The organism is Frondihabitans sp. 4ASC-45, assembly GCF_049472575.1.
In the GTDB taxonomy this organism is placed as follows: Bacteria; Actinomycetota; Actinomycetes; order Actinomycetales; family Microbacteriaceae; genus Frondihabitans.
On record NZ_JBCEBN010000002.1, the window covers coordinates 50708 to 67982 of the forward strand.

Annotated in this window: 17 protein-coding genes; 10 read left to right on the plus strand and 7 right to left on the minus strand. The window is 67.5% G+C overall.

Going from position 1 to position 17275, the window contains the following annotated elements; translation table 11 throughout:
* Positions 1-257: 257 nt before the first annotated feature.
* The 3 genes from VH571_RS03900 to VH571_RS03910 are packed head-to-tail and all read right to left on the minus strand — an operon-like array spanning position 258 to position 3012.
* Positions 258-860, minus strand: a complete 603-nt coding sequence (locus tag VH571_RS03900; protein WP_423263429.1) for a response regulator transcription factor — start codon at positions 858-860, stop codon at positions 258-260.
* Complete coding sequence (locus VH571_RS03905; RefSeq protein WP_423263430.1) at positions 857-2020, minus strand: sensor histidine kinase; 1164 nt, start codon at positions 2018-2020, stop codon at positions 857-859. The genes VH571_RS03900 and VH571_RS03905 overlap by 4 nt, the downstream gene beginning before the upstream one ends.
* A gap of 56 nt (positions 2021-2076) precedes the next feature.
* Positions 2077-3012 carry an alpha/beta fold hydrolase gene (locus VH571_RS03910; protein WP_423263431.1) on the minus strand — a complete coding sequence of 312 codons (936 nt, stop codon included), beginning with the start codon at positions 3010-3012 and terminating at the stop codon, positions 2077-2079.
* Between the two features lie 380 nt (positions 3013-3392).
* On the opposite strand from VH571_RS03910, the gene VH571_RS03915 reads away from it, so the two are divergent.
* Both VH571_RS03915 and VH571_RS03920 read left to right on the plus strand, forming a co-directional pair.
* Positions 3393-3977, plus strand: a complete 585-nt coding sequence (locus tag VH571_RS03915; RefSeq protein WP_423263432.1) for an RNA polymerase sigma factor — start codon at positions 3393-3395, stop codon at positions 3975-3977.
* Positions 3977-4756 (plus strand): hypothetical protein, encoded by a 780-nt coding sequence (locus tag VH571_RS03920; protein ID WP_423263433.1) that lies wholly within the window; start codon positions 3977-3979, stop codon positions 4754-4756. The genes VH571_RS03915 and VH571_RS03920 overlap by 1 nt, the downstream gene beginning before the upstream one ends.
* A 25-nt stretch (positions 4757-4781) precedes the next feature.
* Here VH571_RS03920 and VH571_RS03925 read toward each other — a convergent pair whose 3' ends face one another.
* Positions 4782-5423: a maleylpyruvate isomerase N-terminal domain-containing protein gene (locus tag VH571_RS03925; protein WP_423263434.1), complete on the minus strand. Its 642-nt coding sequence runs from the start codon at positions 5421-5423 to the stop codon at positions 4782-4784.
* Positions 5424-5562: 139 nt separating this feature from the next.
* On the opposite strand from VH571_RS03925, the gene VH571_RS03930 reads away from it, so the two are divergent.
* A complete protein-coding gene (locus tag VH571_RS03930) occupies positions 5563-5814 on the plus strand; it encodes a hypothetical protein (protein ID WP_423263436.1) in 252 nt (83 codons plus the stop codon).
* 312 nt (positions 5815-6126) lie between these two features.
* Here the strand turns inward: VH571_RS03930 and VH571_RS03935 are convergent, their stop codons facing one another.
* Positions 6127-6888, minus strand: coding sequence for a hypothetical protein (locus tag VH571_RS03935; RefSeq protein WP_423263437.1), 762 nt, complete (start codon positions 6886-6888; stop codon positions 6127-6129).
* Between the two features lie 33 nt (positions 6889-6921).
* A complete protein-coding gene (locus tag VH571_RS03940; protein WP_423263438.1) occupies positions 6922-7992 on the minus strand; it encodes an NAD(P)/FAD-dependent oxidoreductase in 1071 nt (356 codons plus the stop codon).
* Positions 7993-8040: 48 nt separating this feature from the next.
* On the opposite strand from VH571_RS03940, the gene VH571_RS03945 reads away from it, so the two are divergent.
* The 7 genes from VH571_RS03945 (at position 8041) to VH571_RS03975 (ending at position 16336) form a co-directional block, all read left to right on the plus strand.
* Positions 8041-8616: a helix-turn-helix domain-containing protein gene (locus VH571_RS03945; RefSeq protein ID WP_423263439.1), complete on the plus strand. Its 576-nt coding sequence runs from the start codon at positions 8041-8043 to the stop codon at positions 8614-8616.
* Between the two features lie 323 nt (positions 8617-8939).
* Entirely contained in the window at positions 8940-9971 is a 1032-nt protein-coding gene (locus VH571_RS03950) for a LacI family DNA-binding transcriptional regulator (protein ID WP_423263440.1), read from the plus strand.
* Positions 9972-10076: 105 nt separating this feature from the next.
* Entirely contained in the window at positions 10077-11363 is a 1287-nt protein-coding gene (locus VH571_RS03955; protein ID WP_423263442.1) for an extracellular solute-binding protein, read from the plus strand.
* 10 nt (positions 11364-11373) lie between these two features.
* A complete protein-coding gene (locus VH571_RS03960) occupies positions 11374-12321 on the plus strand; it encodes a carbohydrate ABC transporter permease (RefSeq protein WP_423263443.1) in 948 nt (315 codons plus the stop codon).
* Positions 12321-13154, plus strand: coding sequence for a carbohydrate ABC transporter permease (locus VH571_RS03965; RefSeq protein WP_055959272.1), 834 nt, complete (start codon positions 12321-12323; stop codon positions 13152-13154). Before VH571_RS03960 ends, VH571_RS03965 begins: the two co-directional genes overlap by 1 nt.
* A gap of 45 nt (positions 13155-13199) precedes the next feature.
* Positions 13200-14264, plus strand: coding sequence for a glycosidase (locus tag VH571_RS03970; RefSeq protein ID WP_423263444.1), 1065 nt, complete (start codon positions 13200-13202; stop codon positions 14262-14264).
* Complete coding sequence (locus VH571_RS03975) at positions 14261-16336, plus strand: hypothetical protein (protein ID WP_423263445.1); 2076 nt, start codon at positions 14261-14263, stop codon at positions 16334-16336. Before VH571_RS03970 ends, VH571_RS03975 begins: the two co-directional genes overlap by 4 nt.
* A 128-nt stretch (positions 16337-16464) precedes the next feature.
* Here the strand turns inward: VH571_RS03975 and VH571_RS03980 are convergent, their stop codons facing one another.
* Positions 16465-17256 (minus strand): glucose 1-dehydrogenase, encoded by a 792-nt coding sequence (locus VH571_RS03980; RefSeq protein ID WP_423263447.1) that lies wholly within the window; start codon positions 17254-17256, stop codon positions 16465-16467.
* Between the last annotated feature and the right edge of the window lie 19 nt (positions 17257-17275).

The window sequence follows — 17275 nt, forward strand, 5'->3', positions numbered from 1 at the left end:
AGGACTCGGTCGTGAACAGTGAGGTACCAAATAGACGTCATCTTGGTACATGGCGCGCTCGTACTTGAGCGCATGACCTCGCCGCGAGCCAAGGTACCGTCTGCAGGCACGAAGTGACGCGGATCGGCCGAAGTGACGCGGCGCGCGACGTCGGAATGGCCGAACCGCGTCAGTTTGCCGTCGTCGCGGCGCCTAAGCCACCAAGGATCCCCGTCCGGTCATCGACGCCGGCAGCCCTCCCGTGCCGAATCCCCCGGTCAGATCCAGCCGTTGTCGTGGGCCAGTTCTGCCGCGGTGACCCGCGACGACGAATGCAGCTTGGACATCGCCGACGACAGATGGTTTCGAACCGTCCCGTGGGCGAGGTGGAGCGCTCGGGCGATCTCCTTCGTGGGAAGGCCCGCCCGGGTGAGGCGGAGCACATCGGCCTCTCGGTCGGTCAGCGGGCTCTCCGTCTCAGTGAGCGCCGCTGTCGCGAGCTGAACATCGATGTATCTCTCACCGGACGCAACCGATCGGATGATGGTGGCGAGCTGAGACGCCGGGGTCGATTTCGGCACGAAGCCGCTGACCTGCGCGGCCAGGGCACGCTTGAGCGTGCCGGGTCGGGCATGTCGAGTGACGATGATGGTCTGACACGCCATCAGCGTTCGGAGTTCTCGAGCGGCGTCGATTCCATCGAGGTGCGGCATCTCCAGGTCGAGCAGAGCGACATCGGGGCGGTGGGCCAAGGCCGCATCGACGGCCTGACGACCGTCACTGACATCCGCGACCACCTCGATGTCGGTCTCGAGTGACAGGAGCGCGACGAGGGCTCCGCGGATGAGCTCTTCATCGTCGGCGATGACAATTCGAATCATGCGCCGTCCTCGGATCCTTGTCTCTTGGGGTCTGTGGGGATTCGGACGACGAGGGTGAAGACATCGCCACGCCGCCGGGTCTCCACCGTTCCGCCCCAGACCGTTACACGCTCGGTGATTCCCACCAGACCCGTTCCTCCCGACCGCAGGGCGCCCGCCCCGTTATTCGACACCGTCAGCTCGTACGGGCCGACTTCGGACTGGGCCAGGTCGAGGGAGGCCTGCGTCGCGCGGCTGTGACGGAGGATGTTGGTCGTGGCCTCGCGAATGGCGACGGCCATGACCGCTCCGACCTCCGCGGGAAGACCGGGCACCTCGATGCGTGCCTCACAGTCGATGCCGGCCGAGCGGAGAACGGCAGCCGCGTTCCTGGCTTCGACGGCCACCGTCACGGTGCGGTAGTCGTTCACCACGGCCCGCGTGTCGTCGAGCGCGGCCTTGGCGATCGAGCGGATGTCAGCGAGTTCCTGCTCCGCGAGCGCGGGGTGGTCGGAACGAAGACGGCGTTCGGCGAGCTCCGCCTTCAAAGCGATCACCTGCAGGTGGTGACCCTGAATATCGTGCAGATCGGTGGCGAACCGAAGTCTCTCGGTTGCGACGGCGAGGTCCGAAGCGGTCTGCCGGGCCTCCTCGAGGCGCAGGACCACCCGAAGAACCCAGACGCTGCTCAGTGGCAGGACAGTCGTCAAGGCTAGCGTCCCGACGAGGACCAGGGTGAATCCGTCACCGGGTGCGGTCGGCCCCTCGACTGAGCGCGATGATGAGGCCGCTGCCGACAGGCCGCCGAGAGCGAGCACAAAGAGGACCGCGCTCAACACGACGGCGCTCCACCAGCGAGGCACGAGGCAGCTGAGCATTCCCCCGGCTAGCGCGAAGAGAAAGCCCCACCCCCATCCGGCGAAGGGAGGTATGACTGCCAACCCCCATGTCACGCCGCTCACGGCGAGCAGGGCGACGACCATCGGGTTTCTCACCGATGCCCCCGTGAGAGGTCGCAGCAGAAGCGGAACGACGACGAGAGCCAAAATCACAGACGCGCTCGTGGCGACGAGGAGCACGGTCGTCCGGAGCCCCGGTGTGCCGTCGACACCGAGCACGATCTGGAGGTAGGCGCCGATCAGAACGAGCACCCAGAGCGTGGCCGCTGTCGAACCGCGCATTCGCCACAGATCTTGGGCGGGTCGGGGCGGGCTTGCCCTGGCCTCCGTCATCGTGTTCAGCGTACCGGGAGGGCGTCGAGGAATGCCGACGTGTCACTCGCTAGCCGTGCGGATTGCGTGTGGTGAAGGTAGTGGTTGCCGGTGACGGTGACGACCTCGCCGTGGTCGACGCTCGCTGCCTGGCGCTCGTGCAGGCTGACCCAGCCCGCGTCGTCCTTCACCACGAACAGCAGTACGGGAAGGTCAGCGGGGAAGGTCGTGCCGCTGACGGACGCGAAGTTGGCAGGGGTGCGATTCATCTCGTCGAGCAGCGTGGGCGCGGTCGAGTTCTTCGTGGTCAAGAACCGCATCTGGGTTTTCGTGAGCTCGTCGTAGGGCATCCCGGCGAAGGGATCACCGGAGATCGCGGTGACGGCGCGCAGGATGCCCAGGTTGCGGAGTTCCACGAGCCCGGCGGTCGGGACGGGGTCGCTCGCGCCGGGCTGATCGGGCACGCTGCTATCGATTCCGACGAACGCGATGAGCTCACTCGCGTACAACTTGCTGTATTCGAGGGCGTAGATTCCCGCGATCGAATGGCCCATGAGCACGTACCGGTCGACGCCGAGTTCGTGCAGTGCCTCGTGCACCTCCCGGGCGATGTTCTTCGCCGTGCGGGGCACGTCGGTCTGGTCGCTGAGCCCCGTGCCGAATGGCTCGACGGCGACCACGCGGTACTTGTCGTCGAGTTGCGAGATGAGCGGCTGAAAGTCGAGACCCGGGGCGGCGGTCCCGAGACCCGGCAGCAGAACGATCGTCTCTGCTCCCGTGCCGCTGACGACCACGTTCATCTTCTTGCCGTCGACCGACACGAGCTGGCCGTAGGGAGTGATGGCGGCCAGCTCGGATTTCGTCGCCACCGCGTTCACGATGGAGGTCGTGGTGAGCAGCAAGACCGGCAGCGCGATGACGACGCCGATCGTCAGCAGGGTGATCTTGAGGGGTTTCCGCATGGTGTTCTCATCTCGGGCAGGGGGCGGCTCGGAAGTCCGCTGGGGTGTTCTCCCATCTCAGCGGAGGCGCGGTGCCCGGAGAAGTGCCGCGATGTCACGAGGCGGCATGACCGATGTCACGGTTGGGGGTGTCACGTGTCACGTTGCGGTGCGGTGCGGTGCGAAAGGTGACGCGATTCGGCCGAAAAGACGCGGCGCGCCACGTCGGATTGGCCGAAGCACGTCACTTTGCGGAGGGGCGCCAGTTCACCTGCGAGAATCATCGCCGTGGAGCGACCTCTCTTTTCATGGTGAAGCGATGCGTGTGTGTACTCCGGACATCAGCTTGGGTCGAGCCCGTCAGTTTGTAACGCGACAGCGCCAGCCGGACACTCCCTAGTGTGAAGGACGAACAGCACGATAACGACGACGGCCCCCTCTGGGCTTTGGCCCAGCGCAATGATGGCGCCGGCTTCGCCGGGCTGTTCGATAGGCACCGGCCGCGTGTCTACCGCCGCGCACTGAGCCTGGTCACCGATCCGCACGACGCCGAAGACATCACAGCGGCTGCCTTCTATGAGCTGTGGCGCAAGCGGAAGACCGTCGCGCTCGTGTCGGGGTCCGTTCTGCCGTGGTTGATGGTGACGACGGTCAACCTCGCTCGCAACAACCGCCGTGCCGCGGGCCGATACCGGTCTCTTCTCAGCAAGCTGCCCCGCAGCGACGAACCCGCTCGAGCAATCGACGCGGAAGAGATCGAGATTCGCCAGAGGCTCCACGCCGCTCTTCAAGAACTCTCACCCACGGACGCCGCGCTTCTCGTGCTGACCACTTTCGAAGATATGCCCGTCTGGCAGGCAGCCCAGGCCCTTGGTCTGAAACCACCCGCAGCACGCGTACGACTCCACCGCGCCCGCAAGCGACTCCGCGCCGACCTGCACGACCTCAACCCCTCGATTCGCACCGCACCGGAAGGCACGTTCTGATGATCACCGACATGCAGCCCGCCACGTCCGCCGCGATCCGCGCCGAACTCACCGCCATCGGCACCAGGGGCAGCGGGCTCCAGCGCCGGCAACGCCGCGCCCGCGTCACCGCCTCCCTCATCGGCGTCGCGGCCATCGCCATTACGACCAGCGCCGCCGCACTGGTCGCCGCGAATACCCCGGGATCGACCGTCACCGACGACCTGGGCGCAACGACGACCGTCACGCGCACGGGACCGGCTCTCGTCGACATCGGTCAGGCCCCTCCCCTCGCGAATGCCGTCATCGTTGACATCACCTGTCTCAGTACCACCGGCAAGGTCATGTTTGACACCCTGGGCGGAACTCAGTCGGGGGTCAGCTGCGGGATCGCCGATCCCGGAGACCACATGCGAATCTCAGACGCCGAGCTGCCGGCGAATGGCACGACGATCCTCAGCGTGGACGCCTCGCCGCAGGCCAAGTGGCGCGCGGTCTTCCACTACGCCACATCCACCACCTCCAACTGGGGCGTCAATTCGAATGGCCAGACCTTCGGTGTGGAGAACTACAAGGGCCACCCCGATCTCGTTCGCGCCAGGGCAGATAACGGCCAATGGGGCTACGTCTTCTGGAAGGAGACCGTGGAAGCTGAGCAGCCCGCGACCGTGGACGTCTACAAATCTGACGGCCATACCGTCGTCGGCCGACAAACTGCTAGCACCGCTACGGCCCCGGCTATCCCCTTCGACCAGGGGTTGGCCGATGACATCAACTCGGTCACGACCCCCACCCCCTGAACGGCGAAGAATCCGCGCTCATCAGTCAAAGAACCGAAAATACAGGCGACAAGGATCCCCGTCCGGTCAACGACGCCAGCAGCATCCCCGCGTCGTCGTCACTCGCCTCCGCGAGCAGGTCGCTCAGCACTCGCAGCGCCACGCGATTCACCGTGGGCGGAGCACCGCGGCCATCCTCGAGGCCAGTGGCTCGGAGGAGGTCAGCGGTGTGAACCGCCAGCTCGAAGACCCGTGTCGGAAGGTAGGCGGCAAGAGTCCATTCCCCGACCGGCGTGACGACCCGAGCGTCCGCCGACTGGTGAGCGATGAGAAGCCTCACCCGTGCTGCCACCTCCTGGACGGCACCGGCGGCATCATCGCCCAGATCCGCCGCAGACTGTCGACCCCGCTCGGCCACTGCTTCCGGATCAGCTCGCGACTCTCGGACAGCCCGGTAGTAGTCGTTCGTCGATGCCGTCGACGTCGATGGGCCCGGCCGGAGATACTGCTCCACCGTCAGGAGAGCGCGCGATGTGTGGCCGACGAGATCGCGCACAGTCCACTCCCCGAGCGCCGAAACGTGCCACTGATCAGCGCGGACGTCAATGGCGTCCACCGTCTGCTCGAACCAGCCGGCGGCAGCATCGAACGCCTGTTGCATCTCTGCGAATGCGGTCGCGTCGGTCATGGCCCGAGACTACTGATTCGTATCGTTCACGCGGAGCCTGTCTAACCACTTCGTCGGGTAGTAGCGGACCGGCTACCCCTTGCGCTGGAGCTCACCCGCAAGATAGCTTGCGGGCGTGCCCAGCCTGATTCAACGACGTATGGCTATCGACCGCCAACGCCTGTCGGGCCTCTATTCCCTCGTGTTCGGCGCCGCCATGACGGTGGTCTGCTGCCTCGAGTTGGCCTTCGCAGGCCTGTCCGGTTTCCCGCTGATCTTGGGCATGCTCGGCATCTTTTCGATGTTGGCGGGTGCGGTGACCAGGAAACAGGCCCATAAGGCCCTAGCCGCTTTCGAGGCGGCCGAGGGTGTCGGCGCAGGCGTACAGCCCCCACGAAAGACTGCTCGGTGAGCTCGCCATCTGACGTCACTTCCCAGCCCGACGATGAAGACCGTCGCTGGGCGGAGGCCACTCACCGCGTTCAGCATCAGCTCAAGCACGGGCGACGCGTCCGAGGCATTTCAGCACTCTTGGTCCTCGTCATGAGCGCCATTGAGAAGCGGCGGGGGTTGCCGCTTGGTGCCGGGGGAAGGGCCCGTCGTCGAAGCGTTTTGCGCGCGATCAAATTCGACGCGGCGCAAAACGTCGCCAGGGCGGGACTGTCTCCAGCGCGACCCGCCCCACCTCAGCGCCAAGCCCGCGCCTTAGCGCCAAGCCCGGCACTCACGACACCGGCGTCACCGTCCATGTGCCGTTCGTCTGAATCGCCAGGACGCCCGGCAGGTCGACCTCGAACGCCTTCGAGAACGCCCCGCTTTCGCCAAACAGCAACGGCTTGTCGGAGGTCGTGAAGGCTCGGCCGGAGAACGACTCGCCCGCCTTGGCCGGCCTGAAATCGACCTTCAGCCTCGAGACGTCGTCCGAGAAGAACAGCACCGCCGGCCCCGTCCCCGATTGTGCTCCGGACACCGTCGGCAGATCGTTCCAGCTCTGCAGCGTCACCGTCCAGCTTCCCTGCGCGTCGACGATGAAGGTCTGCTTGACGGGGTCGTTTTTGAAGACGTCCATCAAAAAGGATCCGCGCAACGGCGCTGCAGCCCGACCGAACGGCGACATCCGCCCCGCTGCGGTCACCGTCGCAACGCCCCTGCAGGCGGAGCAGTTGAGCGCGACCACGACGGCGAATTCACCTTTGCGCTCGTAGCTCACGTTCATCGGGCCGGTGCCGGAAGCAGTCGCCGTCACACCGGACGCCACGACGCCGGCCTTCACGGTCTTCGCCACGGGCTGGGTGACGGCGGGCGTGGTCGGCGTCGCACTCGGCGTGGGGGTCGGGGTCGGGGTAGGGCTGGGAGGTTCGGCCGAGACGGTGGGTGACGACGACGGAGCCGAGGATCCTTGGCCCCCCGTTCCCGAACACCCGCCCAGCATCAGCGCTCCCGCAGCGATTACCCCGACGACCAGTGCCCCACGTTTCTTCCCCATGCGGCCAGCCTGCCACCGACGACGGCTAGCCCGTCACAACCCATGCCGACGATCGCCGAGGATCTTCTCGCAGTTCGCGGCCTCCTGAGCGGCCGAGAAGGGCTCCTGCCGCTCCGCGACAGCCCGCGCGAGATCGGCCAGCGCGAGATCGCCGTGCACCGCGGCACCCACCATCACGCCGGAGGCCGCCGAGGCCGCAACCATCGCCATCGCGTCGCTCACGTTGCCGGTGGCCCAGACCCCGGGCAGCGCCGTCATGCCGCGAGGGTCGGCTGCGATCTGCGCGCCGAACGGGGTCGGTGTCGCGGCGCCGCCGAGGGCTTCGAAGAGCTCGGTCCGGGCCACGAACCGCGGCGCGACGACGACCGCGTCGATCGGAAACGACCGGCCGCCCTCGACCTCGACGGACCGCACCTGCGTGCCGTCGACCACGAGTCGCTCGACCCGAGGCACGACGACCCGGACTCCGAGGGCCGCGAGCTGCTCCCACTGCTCGTCGGTCGGTTCGGGCGCCTCATGGAGGAAGAGGGTGACGTCGTCGCTGAGCTGGCGGAACAGAATCACCTGGTGCAGGGCGTTTTCGTTGCGGCCGAGCACGGCGATGCGGTGGTCGCGCACCTCCCAGCCGTGGCAGAACGGGCAGTGCAGCACGGTGCGCCCCCACGCCTCGGCAACCCCGGGCACGTCGGGCAGCTCGTCGACGAGACCGGTCGCGAGGATCACGCGGCGAGCGCGCACCGACGACGCTCCCCCGTCGATCTCGACGGTGAAATCGTCGACGTCGCCGGATGCGGCCGTGACGAACCCGTCGACGATCGAGACGCCGTACGACTTCGCTTCGGCACGGCCGCGGGCGAGCAGTTCGCGGGGCGACACACCCTCCTGCCCGAGCACGTTGTGGGCCCCCTCTGCGGGAGCATTACGCGGCTCGCCGGCGTCGACGACCACCACTCGGCGGCGCGATCGGCCGAGGGCGATGGCCGCGGCGAGGCCGGCAGCGCCACCGCCGATGACGACGACGTCGAAGGGAAGGGCCGCGTCGGCCATCTCGACGTCGGCCGGATCCTGAGCTGCGGCCGTTCGTGTGTTCTGTATGTCGTTCATAGGCACCACGCTAGGCGACTCGTGCCTATAAGACATAGACTCTTGCGTATGACGCAAGACGCAATCGACGAGGTCGTCCGGCAACGCATTCGCAGCCTGCGGGTGGCCCGGGGCTGGACCCTCGACACGCTCGCAGCTCGGTGCTACCTCTCGGCCTCGACCCTCAGTCGCATCGAGACCGGTCACCGGCGCATCGCGCTCGACCAGCTCGTGCCGATCGCGCAGGCGCTCGGCACCACGCTCGACCAGCTCGTCGAACCCGAGGGAGATGACGACGTCGTCATCCGCCCCGAGCCCGAGATGCGACCGGGCTCCACCGTCTGGCTGCTCTCGCGCGAGCGCGACCGACGCGGGGTGACGATCGCCAAGATGCGCATCACGGCCGAACGCGACGAGGGTGGCCCGGGCGTCCACCCCGGCTACGAGTGGTTCGCCGTGCTGAGCGGCACCGTGCGGCTGACGCTCGGCGAGCGGACGATCCTCGTGCGCGAGGGGCAGGCGGCCGAGTTCTCGACGATGACCCCGCACTCGATTCACGCGCACGAAGGGCCGGTCGAGATCCTGACGATCTTCGACCACGACGGCGAGCGCGCCCACCTGCCGGGGCACCAGCACCCGCGCTGAGCCGGGCTGGATTCCGGCCCGTCACGCGAGTGCCGCCGAATGCAGCCGGCGGCCGGCCACCCACGACATTTGGCGGCACTCGGCGAGAGTGCGCAAATGGGCCCCCGGATCCTCGCCGGGCCACCGCCGCATCCCCGCCATCGAGTGCCGCCAAATGCAGTCGGTAAGCGGCCGCCGCGAGCATTCGACGGCACTCGGCACCGCCCACCCGCGCTACCCACCCGCGCCCCACCGTCGAGTGCCGCCAAATGCAGCCGGTCAGCGGCCGGTGCAAGCATTCGGCGACACTCGCCTGCAACAACATGCCCGCTAGGGTCGACCCCGTGAACAACCGAGTGACCATCGTCGACGTCGCGGCCCGAGCCGGCGTGGCTATCAGCTCGGTCTCGAGCGCACTCAACGACCGACCCGGCGTCTCAGAGGCCACCCGCAAGCGCATCGTCGAGGCGGCTCACGAGCTCGGTTTCGTGCCGTCGCTCCGGGGCCGCAGCCTGTCGTCGAAGCGCGCGTTCTCGGTCGGCCTGGTCGTGCACCGCGATCCGTCCGTGCTCGAGTCCGACCCGTTCTTCGGCAGTTTCATCGGCGGCATCGAGACGGTGCTCGACGCGCAGAACTACGCGCTCATCCTGCAGATGGGCTCCGAAAAGATCGAGACTCTCGAGCGGTATCGAAGTCTGGCCGCGAATCGCCGGGTCGACGGCGTCTTCTTGTCGGAATTGGGAGTCGAGGATCCGCGGATCCCCCTGGTCGAAGAACTCGGCCTGCCCGCTGTCGGCGTCAATGCCGAACCCGATTTTCCCCTGCCCGCGGTCCGTCAGAGCCACGTCGAGGGCATCCGCGAGCTCGTCGACCATCTGGTCTCGCATGGCCACCGCCGGCTCGCCCTCGTGACCGGGCCGACCGAGTTCATCCACGCCGGTCAGCGCCTGAGGGCCTGGGGCGAGGCCGTGGCGGCGCACGGCCTTGCACCCGGTCAAGTCGTCGAGGGTGATTTCACGTATGAGGGCGGTGTGGCCGCGGCATCGCGTCTCCTCACCGACCGCGCTCCGGACGAGAGGCCGACGGCCGTGATGTGCTCGAACGACCTCTCGGCCATCGGGTTCTTGGCCCGGGCCGACGAGCTCGGAGTCCGCGCCCCCGACGACATCTCGGTCGCCGGTTTTGACGGCATCGCGCTGGGTTCGTACATCCGCCCGTCGCTCACCACGATCGCCACGACACCGCGTCTACTCGGCGTCGAGGCGGCCAGGATGCTGCTCGCCGCCATCGCCGGTGAGCGCGTCGACGATGTCGACATCACGCCCGCCCGGCTCCTCCCCCGCGGCTCTACCGGTCCGGCTCCCGCTCACACCTGACCGGCCCTCACGGTCGAAGCTGTGCTACCGTCACCTCTACCGAAACGTTTCGGCTTTCGGTCGGCGAGCGAAGACGCCCGCCTGGTCACCACTGGAGGAGACATCGTGCAACGACGCACAAAGTTCATCGGCGCCGCCGTAGTCGCAGCAGCAATGATCGGCCTGACCGCGTGCAGCGGCGGCGGAAGCAGCAGCGGATCACTCACCGCCAAGGGCCCCATCAAGATCTGGTACTCGAATAACGAGCAGGAGGTCGCCTGGGGCAAGGCGACCGTGGCGGCGTGGAACAAAGACCACCCCGACGAGAAGGTCACCGGCCAGGAGATCCCCGCCGGCAAGACCTCCGAAGAGGTCATCGGCGCCTCCATCACCGCTGGCAACTCGCCCTGCCTGGTCTACAACACCGCCCCCTCGGCCGTCGGCCAGTGGGTGAAGCAGGGCGGCATGGTCGACCTGTCGAAGTTCTCCGACGGCGCGAAGTACATCGAAGCGCGCTCAGGATCCCAGGCGGACCAGTACAAGGACGCCGGCGGCGAGTACTACCAGTTCCCCTGGAAGTCGAACCCCGTGATGATCTTCTACAACAAAGACCTGTTCAAGAAGGCCGGCCTCGACGCCGATAACCCGAAGCTCTCGACCTACGCCGACTTCACGGCGACGGCGAAGACGCTCGTCGACAAGGGCGTCGCCCCGAACGCGATCCTGCCGGCACCGACGAGCGAGTTCTTCCAGATGTCGTTCGACTTCTACCCGCTCTACGCGGCGGAGTCGGGCGGTACGCAGCTCGTGAAGGACGGCAAGTCGACCTTCAACGACCAGGCCGGCTACGACGCCGCGAACTTCTGGCGCACCCTCTACGCCGACAAGCTCGCCGGTCAGGAGAAGTACCAGGGCGACGCCTTCGCGGACGGCAAGGCCGCCATGGCGATCGTCGGGCCCTGGGCCGTCTCGGTCTACAAAGACGTCAACTGGGGTTCCGTGCCCGTGCCGACGAAGAACGGCACCGCCGCCGACAAGACCTACACGTTCAGCGACGCGAAGAACGTCGGCATGTTCACCGCCTGCCAGAACCAGGGCACGGCGTGGGACTTCCTGAAGTTCTCGACGAGCACCGCCAACGACCAGAAGTTCCTCGAAACCACCGGCCAGATGCCGATGCGCACCGATCTCGCCACGACGTACGCGGACTACTTCTCGAAGAACCCGTCGTACAAGCTCTTCGGCGACCAGGCCAGCCGCACCGTCGAGGTGCCGTCCGGCCCCAACACCGTTGCCGAGATGCAGGCATTCCGCGACGCGTGGAGCGATTCGGTCATCTTCGGCAAGGGCGACGTCAAGACCTCGCTCGACGACGCCGCGACGAAGATCGATCAGCTCGCCGCCGAGAAGTGACGGTGACCCGGTGACCACCACCGGCGGCGCTGAGACACCGCCCCCGACGCTCGCTAAGCGTCAGGGGCCGGCCGGTGTTCGTCAGAAGCTGCTGGGCAAGCACCCGCTCGGCCTCCTCTTCAGTGCGCCGTACCTCGTGTTCGTGCTCGTCGTCTTCGCCTACCCCCTGGTGTACGCGGTCTACATCGCGTTTCACGACTACTTCTTCACGGCACCGGGAGCGGTCGTCGACCGCCCCTTCGTGGGGTTGGCGAACTTCGTCGACGCCTTCACCGATCCCGATGTAATCCGGTCGTTCGGCAACGTCGGCATCTTCCTGATCATCAACGTGCCGCTCACGGTCGTGCTCAGCATCGTGCTGGCGTCGGGGCTCAACAAGGTCACCCACCTCAAGGCGTTCTACCGGGTGGCCTACTACATCCCCTACCTGACGGCGAGCGTCGCGGTCGTCGCGGTCTGGCTGTTCCTGTTCAACGGCTCGGGCCTCGTCAATCAGATCCTCGGCCCGTTGGCGCCCAGTCCGTCGTGGCTGATCAACTCGCACTGGGCCATGCCGTCGATCGCACTGTTCGTCACCTGGAAGCAGATGGGCTTCTACATCCTGCTGTACCTGGCAGCCCTGCAGAACGTGCCGAACGAGCTGTACGAGGCGGCGTCGACCGACGGAGCGGGAGCCATCCGCAAGTTCTTCTCCGTCACCGTTCCCGGGGTGCGCCCCGCGACCGTCCTGGTGCTGCTGGTCTCGACGGTCACCGGCGCGAACCTGTTCACCGAGCCGTACCTCCTGACCAACGGCGGCGGGCCGAACGGCGCGTCGACGTCGCCGGTACTGCTCATGTACCAGAAGGGCATCGAGCAGGGTCACCCCGACGAGGCGAGTGCCATCGGCGTCGTGCTGGTCGTGCTGGTACTCGTGATCGCCCTGCTCCAGAACCGATTCGCGGGAGGAAAAGACTGATGTCGAAGTTCCAAGCCACCCTGCGGAGCGCAGTGCTCGCCCTCGGCGCCCTCGTCTTCCTGTTCCCCTTCTACTACATGATCATCGGGTCGCTGCAGACGAAGCAGGATGCCAGTCTCGGCGGCGCCTTCCCGCATCCGAGCAACATCACCGGGGCGAACTACTCCGCGATCAACGATCGGATCAACCTCTTCTCGGGGCTGCTCAACTCGGGCATCTTCACGGCCGGGGTGCTGGTCTGCACGCTGATCTTCGGGGTGCTCGTCGGCTACTCGCTCGCCGTGCTGCAGTGGCGGGGCCGAGGCGTCACCTTCGCTCTCGCCCTGCTCGTGCAGGTCGTCCCGTTCCAGTTGCTGATCATCCCGCTCTACGTGCTCATCACCCGCACGTATGGGCTCGGAGACAACTATCTGGGCATGATCCTCCCGTTCGCGATCAACTCGACGGCCGTGATCATCTTCCGCCAGTACTTCCTGCAGCTTCCCAAAGAGCTGTTCGAGGCCGCGCGGATCGACGGGGCGAACGAGTTCGTGCTCCTCTGGCGAATCGCGCTCCCCCTGGTGCGCCCGGCTCTCGTGACCGCGGCACTGCTGACCTTTATCGGCCCGTGGAACGAGTTCCTCTGGCCCTTCCTCATCACGAAGCAGGCCAGCATGCAGCCACTTGCCGTCTCGCTCGCCAACTACATCTCGAACGTGGCCGCCACCGCGTCCAACCCGTTCGGCGCGACGCTCGCCGGCGCCGTGGTGCTCGCCGCACCCGTCGTCGTGCTGTTCATCGTGTTCCAGCGCTACTTCATCTCGACCGACGTGGGCTCGAGCGTCAAGGGCTGACCGGCCCGCTTCCGACCCTCGAATCCCACCCACCTGGAGAACCCCATGACCGATGCATTCCCCTACCGTCTTTCCCGCCAGGGCGTCGTGATGACGCCCGAGCCCGGCAACGCCCTCGAAGTCGAGGGCGTCCTGAACCCCGGCTCGGGCCGCACGCCCGACGGCGCCCTCCACCTCCTCCCGCGCATGGTCGCCGAGGGCAACGTCTCACGGGTCGGCCTGGCCAAGGTCGTCATCGAAGACGGCGTGCCCGTCGCTGTCGAACGCGACGGCATTGTGCTCGAACCCGACCGCGGGTGGGAGCGCGGTGCCACGCACGCGGGCGTCGAAGACCCCCGAGTGACGAGGATCCCGGAGCTCGACCTCGACGTGATGACCTACGTCGCCTACGGCCCCCTCGGACCCCGCACCGCCGTCGCCGTGTCGAGCGACCTCCGCGAGTGGCGCCGACTCGGCCCGGTCACCTTCGACTACGACGACACCCTCGACATGGACCTCGGTCTGTTCCACAACAAAGACACCGTGTTCTTCCCCGAGCCGGTCACCGCCCCCGACGGCGTCCGCTCGTTGGCCGTGCTGCACCGGCCGATGTGGGACATCGGCGAGACCGCCCCGGGCGAGGGCATCCGCGTGCCCCGTGGCACCACCGACACCCGCCAGAGCATCTGGATCAGCTACGTCTCGGTCGACGACGTGGCCCGCGACATCACGAACCTCACCCGCTGGGGTCAGCACCGGTTCCTCGCCGGCCCCGAGTTTCCGTTCGAGGAGCTCAAGATCGGCGGCGGCCCCGCACCCCTCCGGGTGCCCGAGGGCTGGCTGCTCCTGCACCACGGCGTCACCGGCACGATCGACAGCGCCTTCGCGCAGCAGAAGAACGTGAACTACGCGGCAGGCGGGATGATTCTCGACGCCGCGGATCCTTCGGTCGTCCTCTCGCGCAGCACCGAGCCGCTGCTCGCTCCCGCCACCGCCGACGAGACCGGCGGCATTGTGCCGAACGTCGTGTTCCCCACCGCGATCGAAGAGATCGACGGCAGGCACTTCGTCTTTTACGGAATGGGCGACTCCAAAATCGGCGTCGCACTCCTCGAACGGGTCGCCTCGTGACCGCGTCGCGCACGACCTTCAGGATCCGGGCCCTCGCAGCGATCGGCACGGTCGCCCTCGCCGCCGGGGCCGGGCTCACCGCCGCCTCCCCCGCGATCGCGAGCGCCCCGGATCCTCGTCCTGCCGCGAGCACCCCGACGGCTCGCCTCACCAATCTCGCGCACCTCGACTACTTGCTCGATCAGACGACTCCCCCGGCGACGGCGGGCCACACCACCTACGCCCTCGACTCGCAGCCGACGCTCACCATGCCGTGGGTGTACGCCGATGCACGGCCCGGCAACACGTTCGAGCGGGTCGGCGGCGGGCCGCTCGACCCGGCGACCGGGCACTGGGGTCAGGGGTCGTACGACTCCGACGACGTGTCACGCGCGGCCGTCGTCTACCTGCGCGACTGGAAGCAGACCGGCTCGGCGTCGAGCCGTGAGAAGGCGTACGAGCTGCTGAGGTCGACGGCGTACTTCCAGACGACCTCGGGGCCGGACGCCGGCAACGTGGTGCTGTGGATGCAGCCCGACGGCACGCTCAACCCGAGCCCGGTGCCCGTCGAACTCCCGAACCCCTCCGACAGCGGCAACAGCTACTGGCTGGCACGCACGCTCTGGGCCTACGGCGAGGGCTACGCGGCGTTCAAGTCGACCGACCCGGCGTTCGCCTCGTTCTTGCAGGACCGCCTGCAGCTCGGAGTGAGGGCGCTCGAGCGCGCGACACTGGCCTCCTACGGCAAGTACGGAGTGGCCGACGGTACTCGCGTGCCGAGCTGGCTCATCGTCGGCAGCGCCGGTGCCTCGGCCGAAGCTGTGCTGGGGCTCGCCGCCTACTCGAAGGCAGCACCCCACGATCGCCCGGCCCGCTCGGCACTCTCAGAGCTCTCCGAGGGGATCGCCGCGATGGGATCCTCTCGTTCCGCCGCCGTCGCCGTGCAGAAGTGGCCGTACGGGGCGATCCTGCCCGAGACGAAGTCGCGTTCGCAGTTCCACTCGTGGGCGTCACAGATGCCGGCCGCTCTCGCCGAGGCCTCGGTCGTGCTGAAGAAGCCGTCGCTGCTGAAGCCCGCCGTCACCGACTCGGTGGCGTTCTCGTCGACGCTGCTGACCTCGACCGGTCCGATCAACGGCTTCTCGCCGGCGCCGACCGATACGACGCAGATCGCCTACGGGGCCGACTCGCGACTCCAGTCGCTCCTCGCCACTGCGGATGCGGCGCACAGCCCCGGCATCGAGCAGCTCGCCGGCCTCATGGCGAGCTGGTACTTCGGCAACAACACCTCGGGCAAGCCGACCTACGACCCCGCCACGGGCGTCACGTTCGATGGCGTTCAGCCGACCGGCTCGGTCAACACCGGATCGGGAGCCGAATCGACCATCCACGGCCTTCTGTCGATGATCGCGCTCGATGCGCACCCTCGCGTGTCGGCCTTGGCGCAGTCGGCTTCGACCGTCGTCTCGCGTGACGGACTCAGTGTCGTCGAGGCGGAGAAGGCGACCGCCACCACCGGAACCGTCGTCACCCCGACCTCGGCCTCCAACGGCGAGTCGCAGCTCAGCGGCGGCTCCGAGCTCGCGCTCGATCGCGGTGAGACGGCGACGTTCGCCGTGCCCGCCGCGGCCTCGGGTGGTGCACGACACATCGATCCGGTCATCGCGATGCCGACGGGGTCTGCTCCGGTGGCGCTGTGGACGGGCTCGACGAAGCGGACACCGCTCGGCGTGACCCGTGCCACGGTCGGTGCGCAGGGAGTCACCCCGGTGCCGGGTGCTCTTCTGCCCGCCTCGCTGCTGCTGCCGCTGCGCGGATCGGCGACCTCGGTGTCGGTGCGTGCCCTGAGCGGCACGACGACCGTCGACGCCTTGCTCGTGCGACCGCTGGTCTCACGCGTCGTGCTCTCGGGCACAGGTGATGCCCGGTCGGAGCTCGTCCAGTCGACGTCGCTGCTCCCCCAGCGCGCGACGATCGGCAGCCGAGGATCCACGGTGCGCACCTACGACGACACGGGCCGCCTGAAGCAGACCCTCACGGGCGAGCGCAGCATCTACCTCCCGGCCGGAGGCTTCGCCGTCGCCACCCGCTGACCCGCTGGTCGCGCCGCGTCCGCTCCCCGCGCCGTACACCGAGTGACGCCGAATGCCGTTGCGCAGAGCCTGGCTCACGCATTTAGCGGCACTCGGCACCCGGGGCGGGGTTGGGCGGGGCGGGGCTGTCAGTACTTGATCGACTGGCCGCCGTCGATCGGCAGCACCGTCGCGTTCACGTACGAAGCGTCGTCCGACAGGAGGAACGCGACGACTGACGCGATCTCGTTCGCCTCGCCGTAGCGCTTCGTCGGGTTGATCTGAATGAACTCCTCGGCAGCTTTGCGGGGGTCGTCGGCGTTGAGCTGCTTCATCGAGTTCTCGACCATCGGGGTCCAGATGGCGCCGGGGGCGATCGCGTTGATGCGGATGCCGAACTGGCCGTACTCGATGGCGGAGTTGCGGGTGAGGCCGACGACGCCGTGCTTTGCTGCGGCGTAGCCCGACTGGTTGCCGATGCCGGTGATGCCCCCGACGCTGGCCGTGTTGACGACCATGCCGGATCCTTGTTCGCGCATGATCTTCAGCACCTTCTCGAGGCCGAGGAACACGCCGCGGAGGTTGATGGCGACGACCTTGTCGAACTCGTCGGCGGTGAAGTTCTCGGTGAGGTTCTGGCGACCCTCGATGCCGGCGTTGTTGAAGAAGCCGTCGATGCGGCCGAAGCGCTCGAGTGTCGCTTTGACATAGGCGTCGACATCGACCTCCTTCGAGACGTCGGCGAGGGTGGTGAGAATCTCGGCCTCGGGCGTCGCCTCGAGGACGGCGGCCTCCGACTCGTCGAGGCCCTTCTGCGAGATGTCAACGAGGGCGAGCTTCGCTCCCTCGGACGCGAGACGGAGGGCGGTGGCGCGGCCGAGGCCGGATCCGCCTCCGGTGATGAGGACGACGCGGTCGGTGAATCGGGTGCTGCTGGGCATGGCTGTGTTTCTCCTGCTT

Excerpts from the sequence above, each read along its gene's own strand:
- VH571_RS03900 (WP_423263429.1), bottom strand. The coding sequence starts at position 860 with ATGATTCGAATTGTCATCGCCGACGATGAAGAGCTCATCCGCGGAGCC.
- VH571_RS03905 (WP_423263430.1), bottom strand. The coding sequence starts at position 2,020 with ATGCGCGGTTCGACAGCGGCCACGCTCTGGGTGCTCGTTCTGATCGGC.
- VH571_RS03910 (WP_423263431.1), bottom strand. The coding sequence starts at position 3,012 with ATGCGGAAACCCCTCAAGATCACCCTGCTGACGATCGGCGTCGTCATC.
- VH571_RS03920 (WP_423263433.1), top strand. The coding sequence starts at position 3,977 with ATGATCACCGACATGCAGCCCGCCACGTCCGCCGCGATCCGCGCCGAA.
- VH571_RS03925 (WP_423263434.1), bottom strand. The coding sequence starts at position 5,423 with ATGACCGACGCGACCGCATTCGCAGAGATGCAACAGGCGTTCGATGCT.
- VH571_RS03930 (WP_423263436.1), top strand. The coding sequence starts at position 5,563 with ATGGCTATCGACCGCCAACGCCTGTCGGGCCTCTATTCCCTCGTGTTC.
- VH571_RS03935 (WP_423263437.1), bottom strand. The coding sequence starts at position 6,888 with ATGGGGAAGAAACGTGGGGCACTGGTCGTCGGGGTAATCGCTGCGGGA.
- VH571_RS03940 (WP_423263438.1), bottom strand. The coding sequence starts at position 7,992 with ATGAACGACATACAGAACACACGAACGGCCGCAGCTCAGGATCCGGCC.
- VH571_RS03945 (WP_423263439.1), top strand. The coding sequence starts at position 8,041 with ATGACGCAAGACGCAATCGACGAGGTCGTCCGGCAACGCATTCGCAGC.
- VH571_RS03965 (WP_055959272.1), top strand. The coding sequence starts at position 12,321 with ATGTCGAAGTTCCAAGCCACCCTGCGGAGCGCAGTGCTCGCCCTCGGC.
- VH571_RS03970 (WP_423263444.1), top strand. The coding sequence starts at position 13,200 with ATGACCGATGCATTCCCCTACCGTCTTTCCCGCCAGGGCGTCGTGATG.
- VH571_RS03980 (WP_423263447.1), bottom strand. The coding sequence starts at position 17,256 with ATGCCCAGCAGCACCCGATTCACCGACCGCGTCGTCCTCATCACCGGA.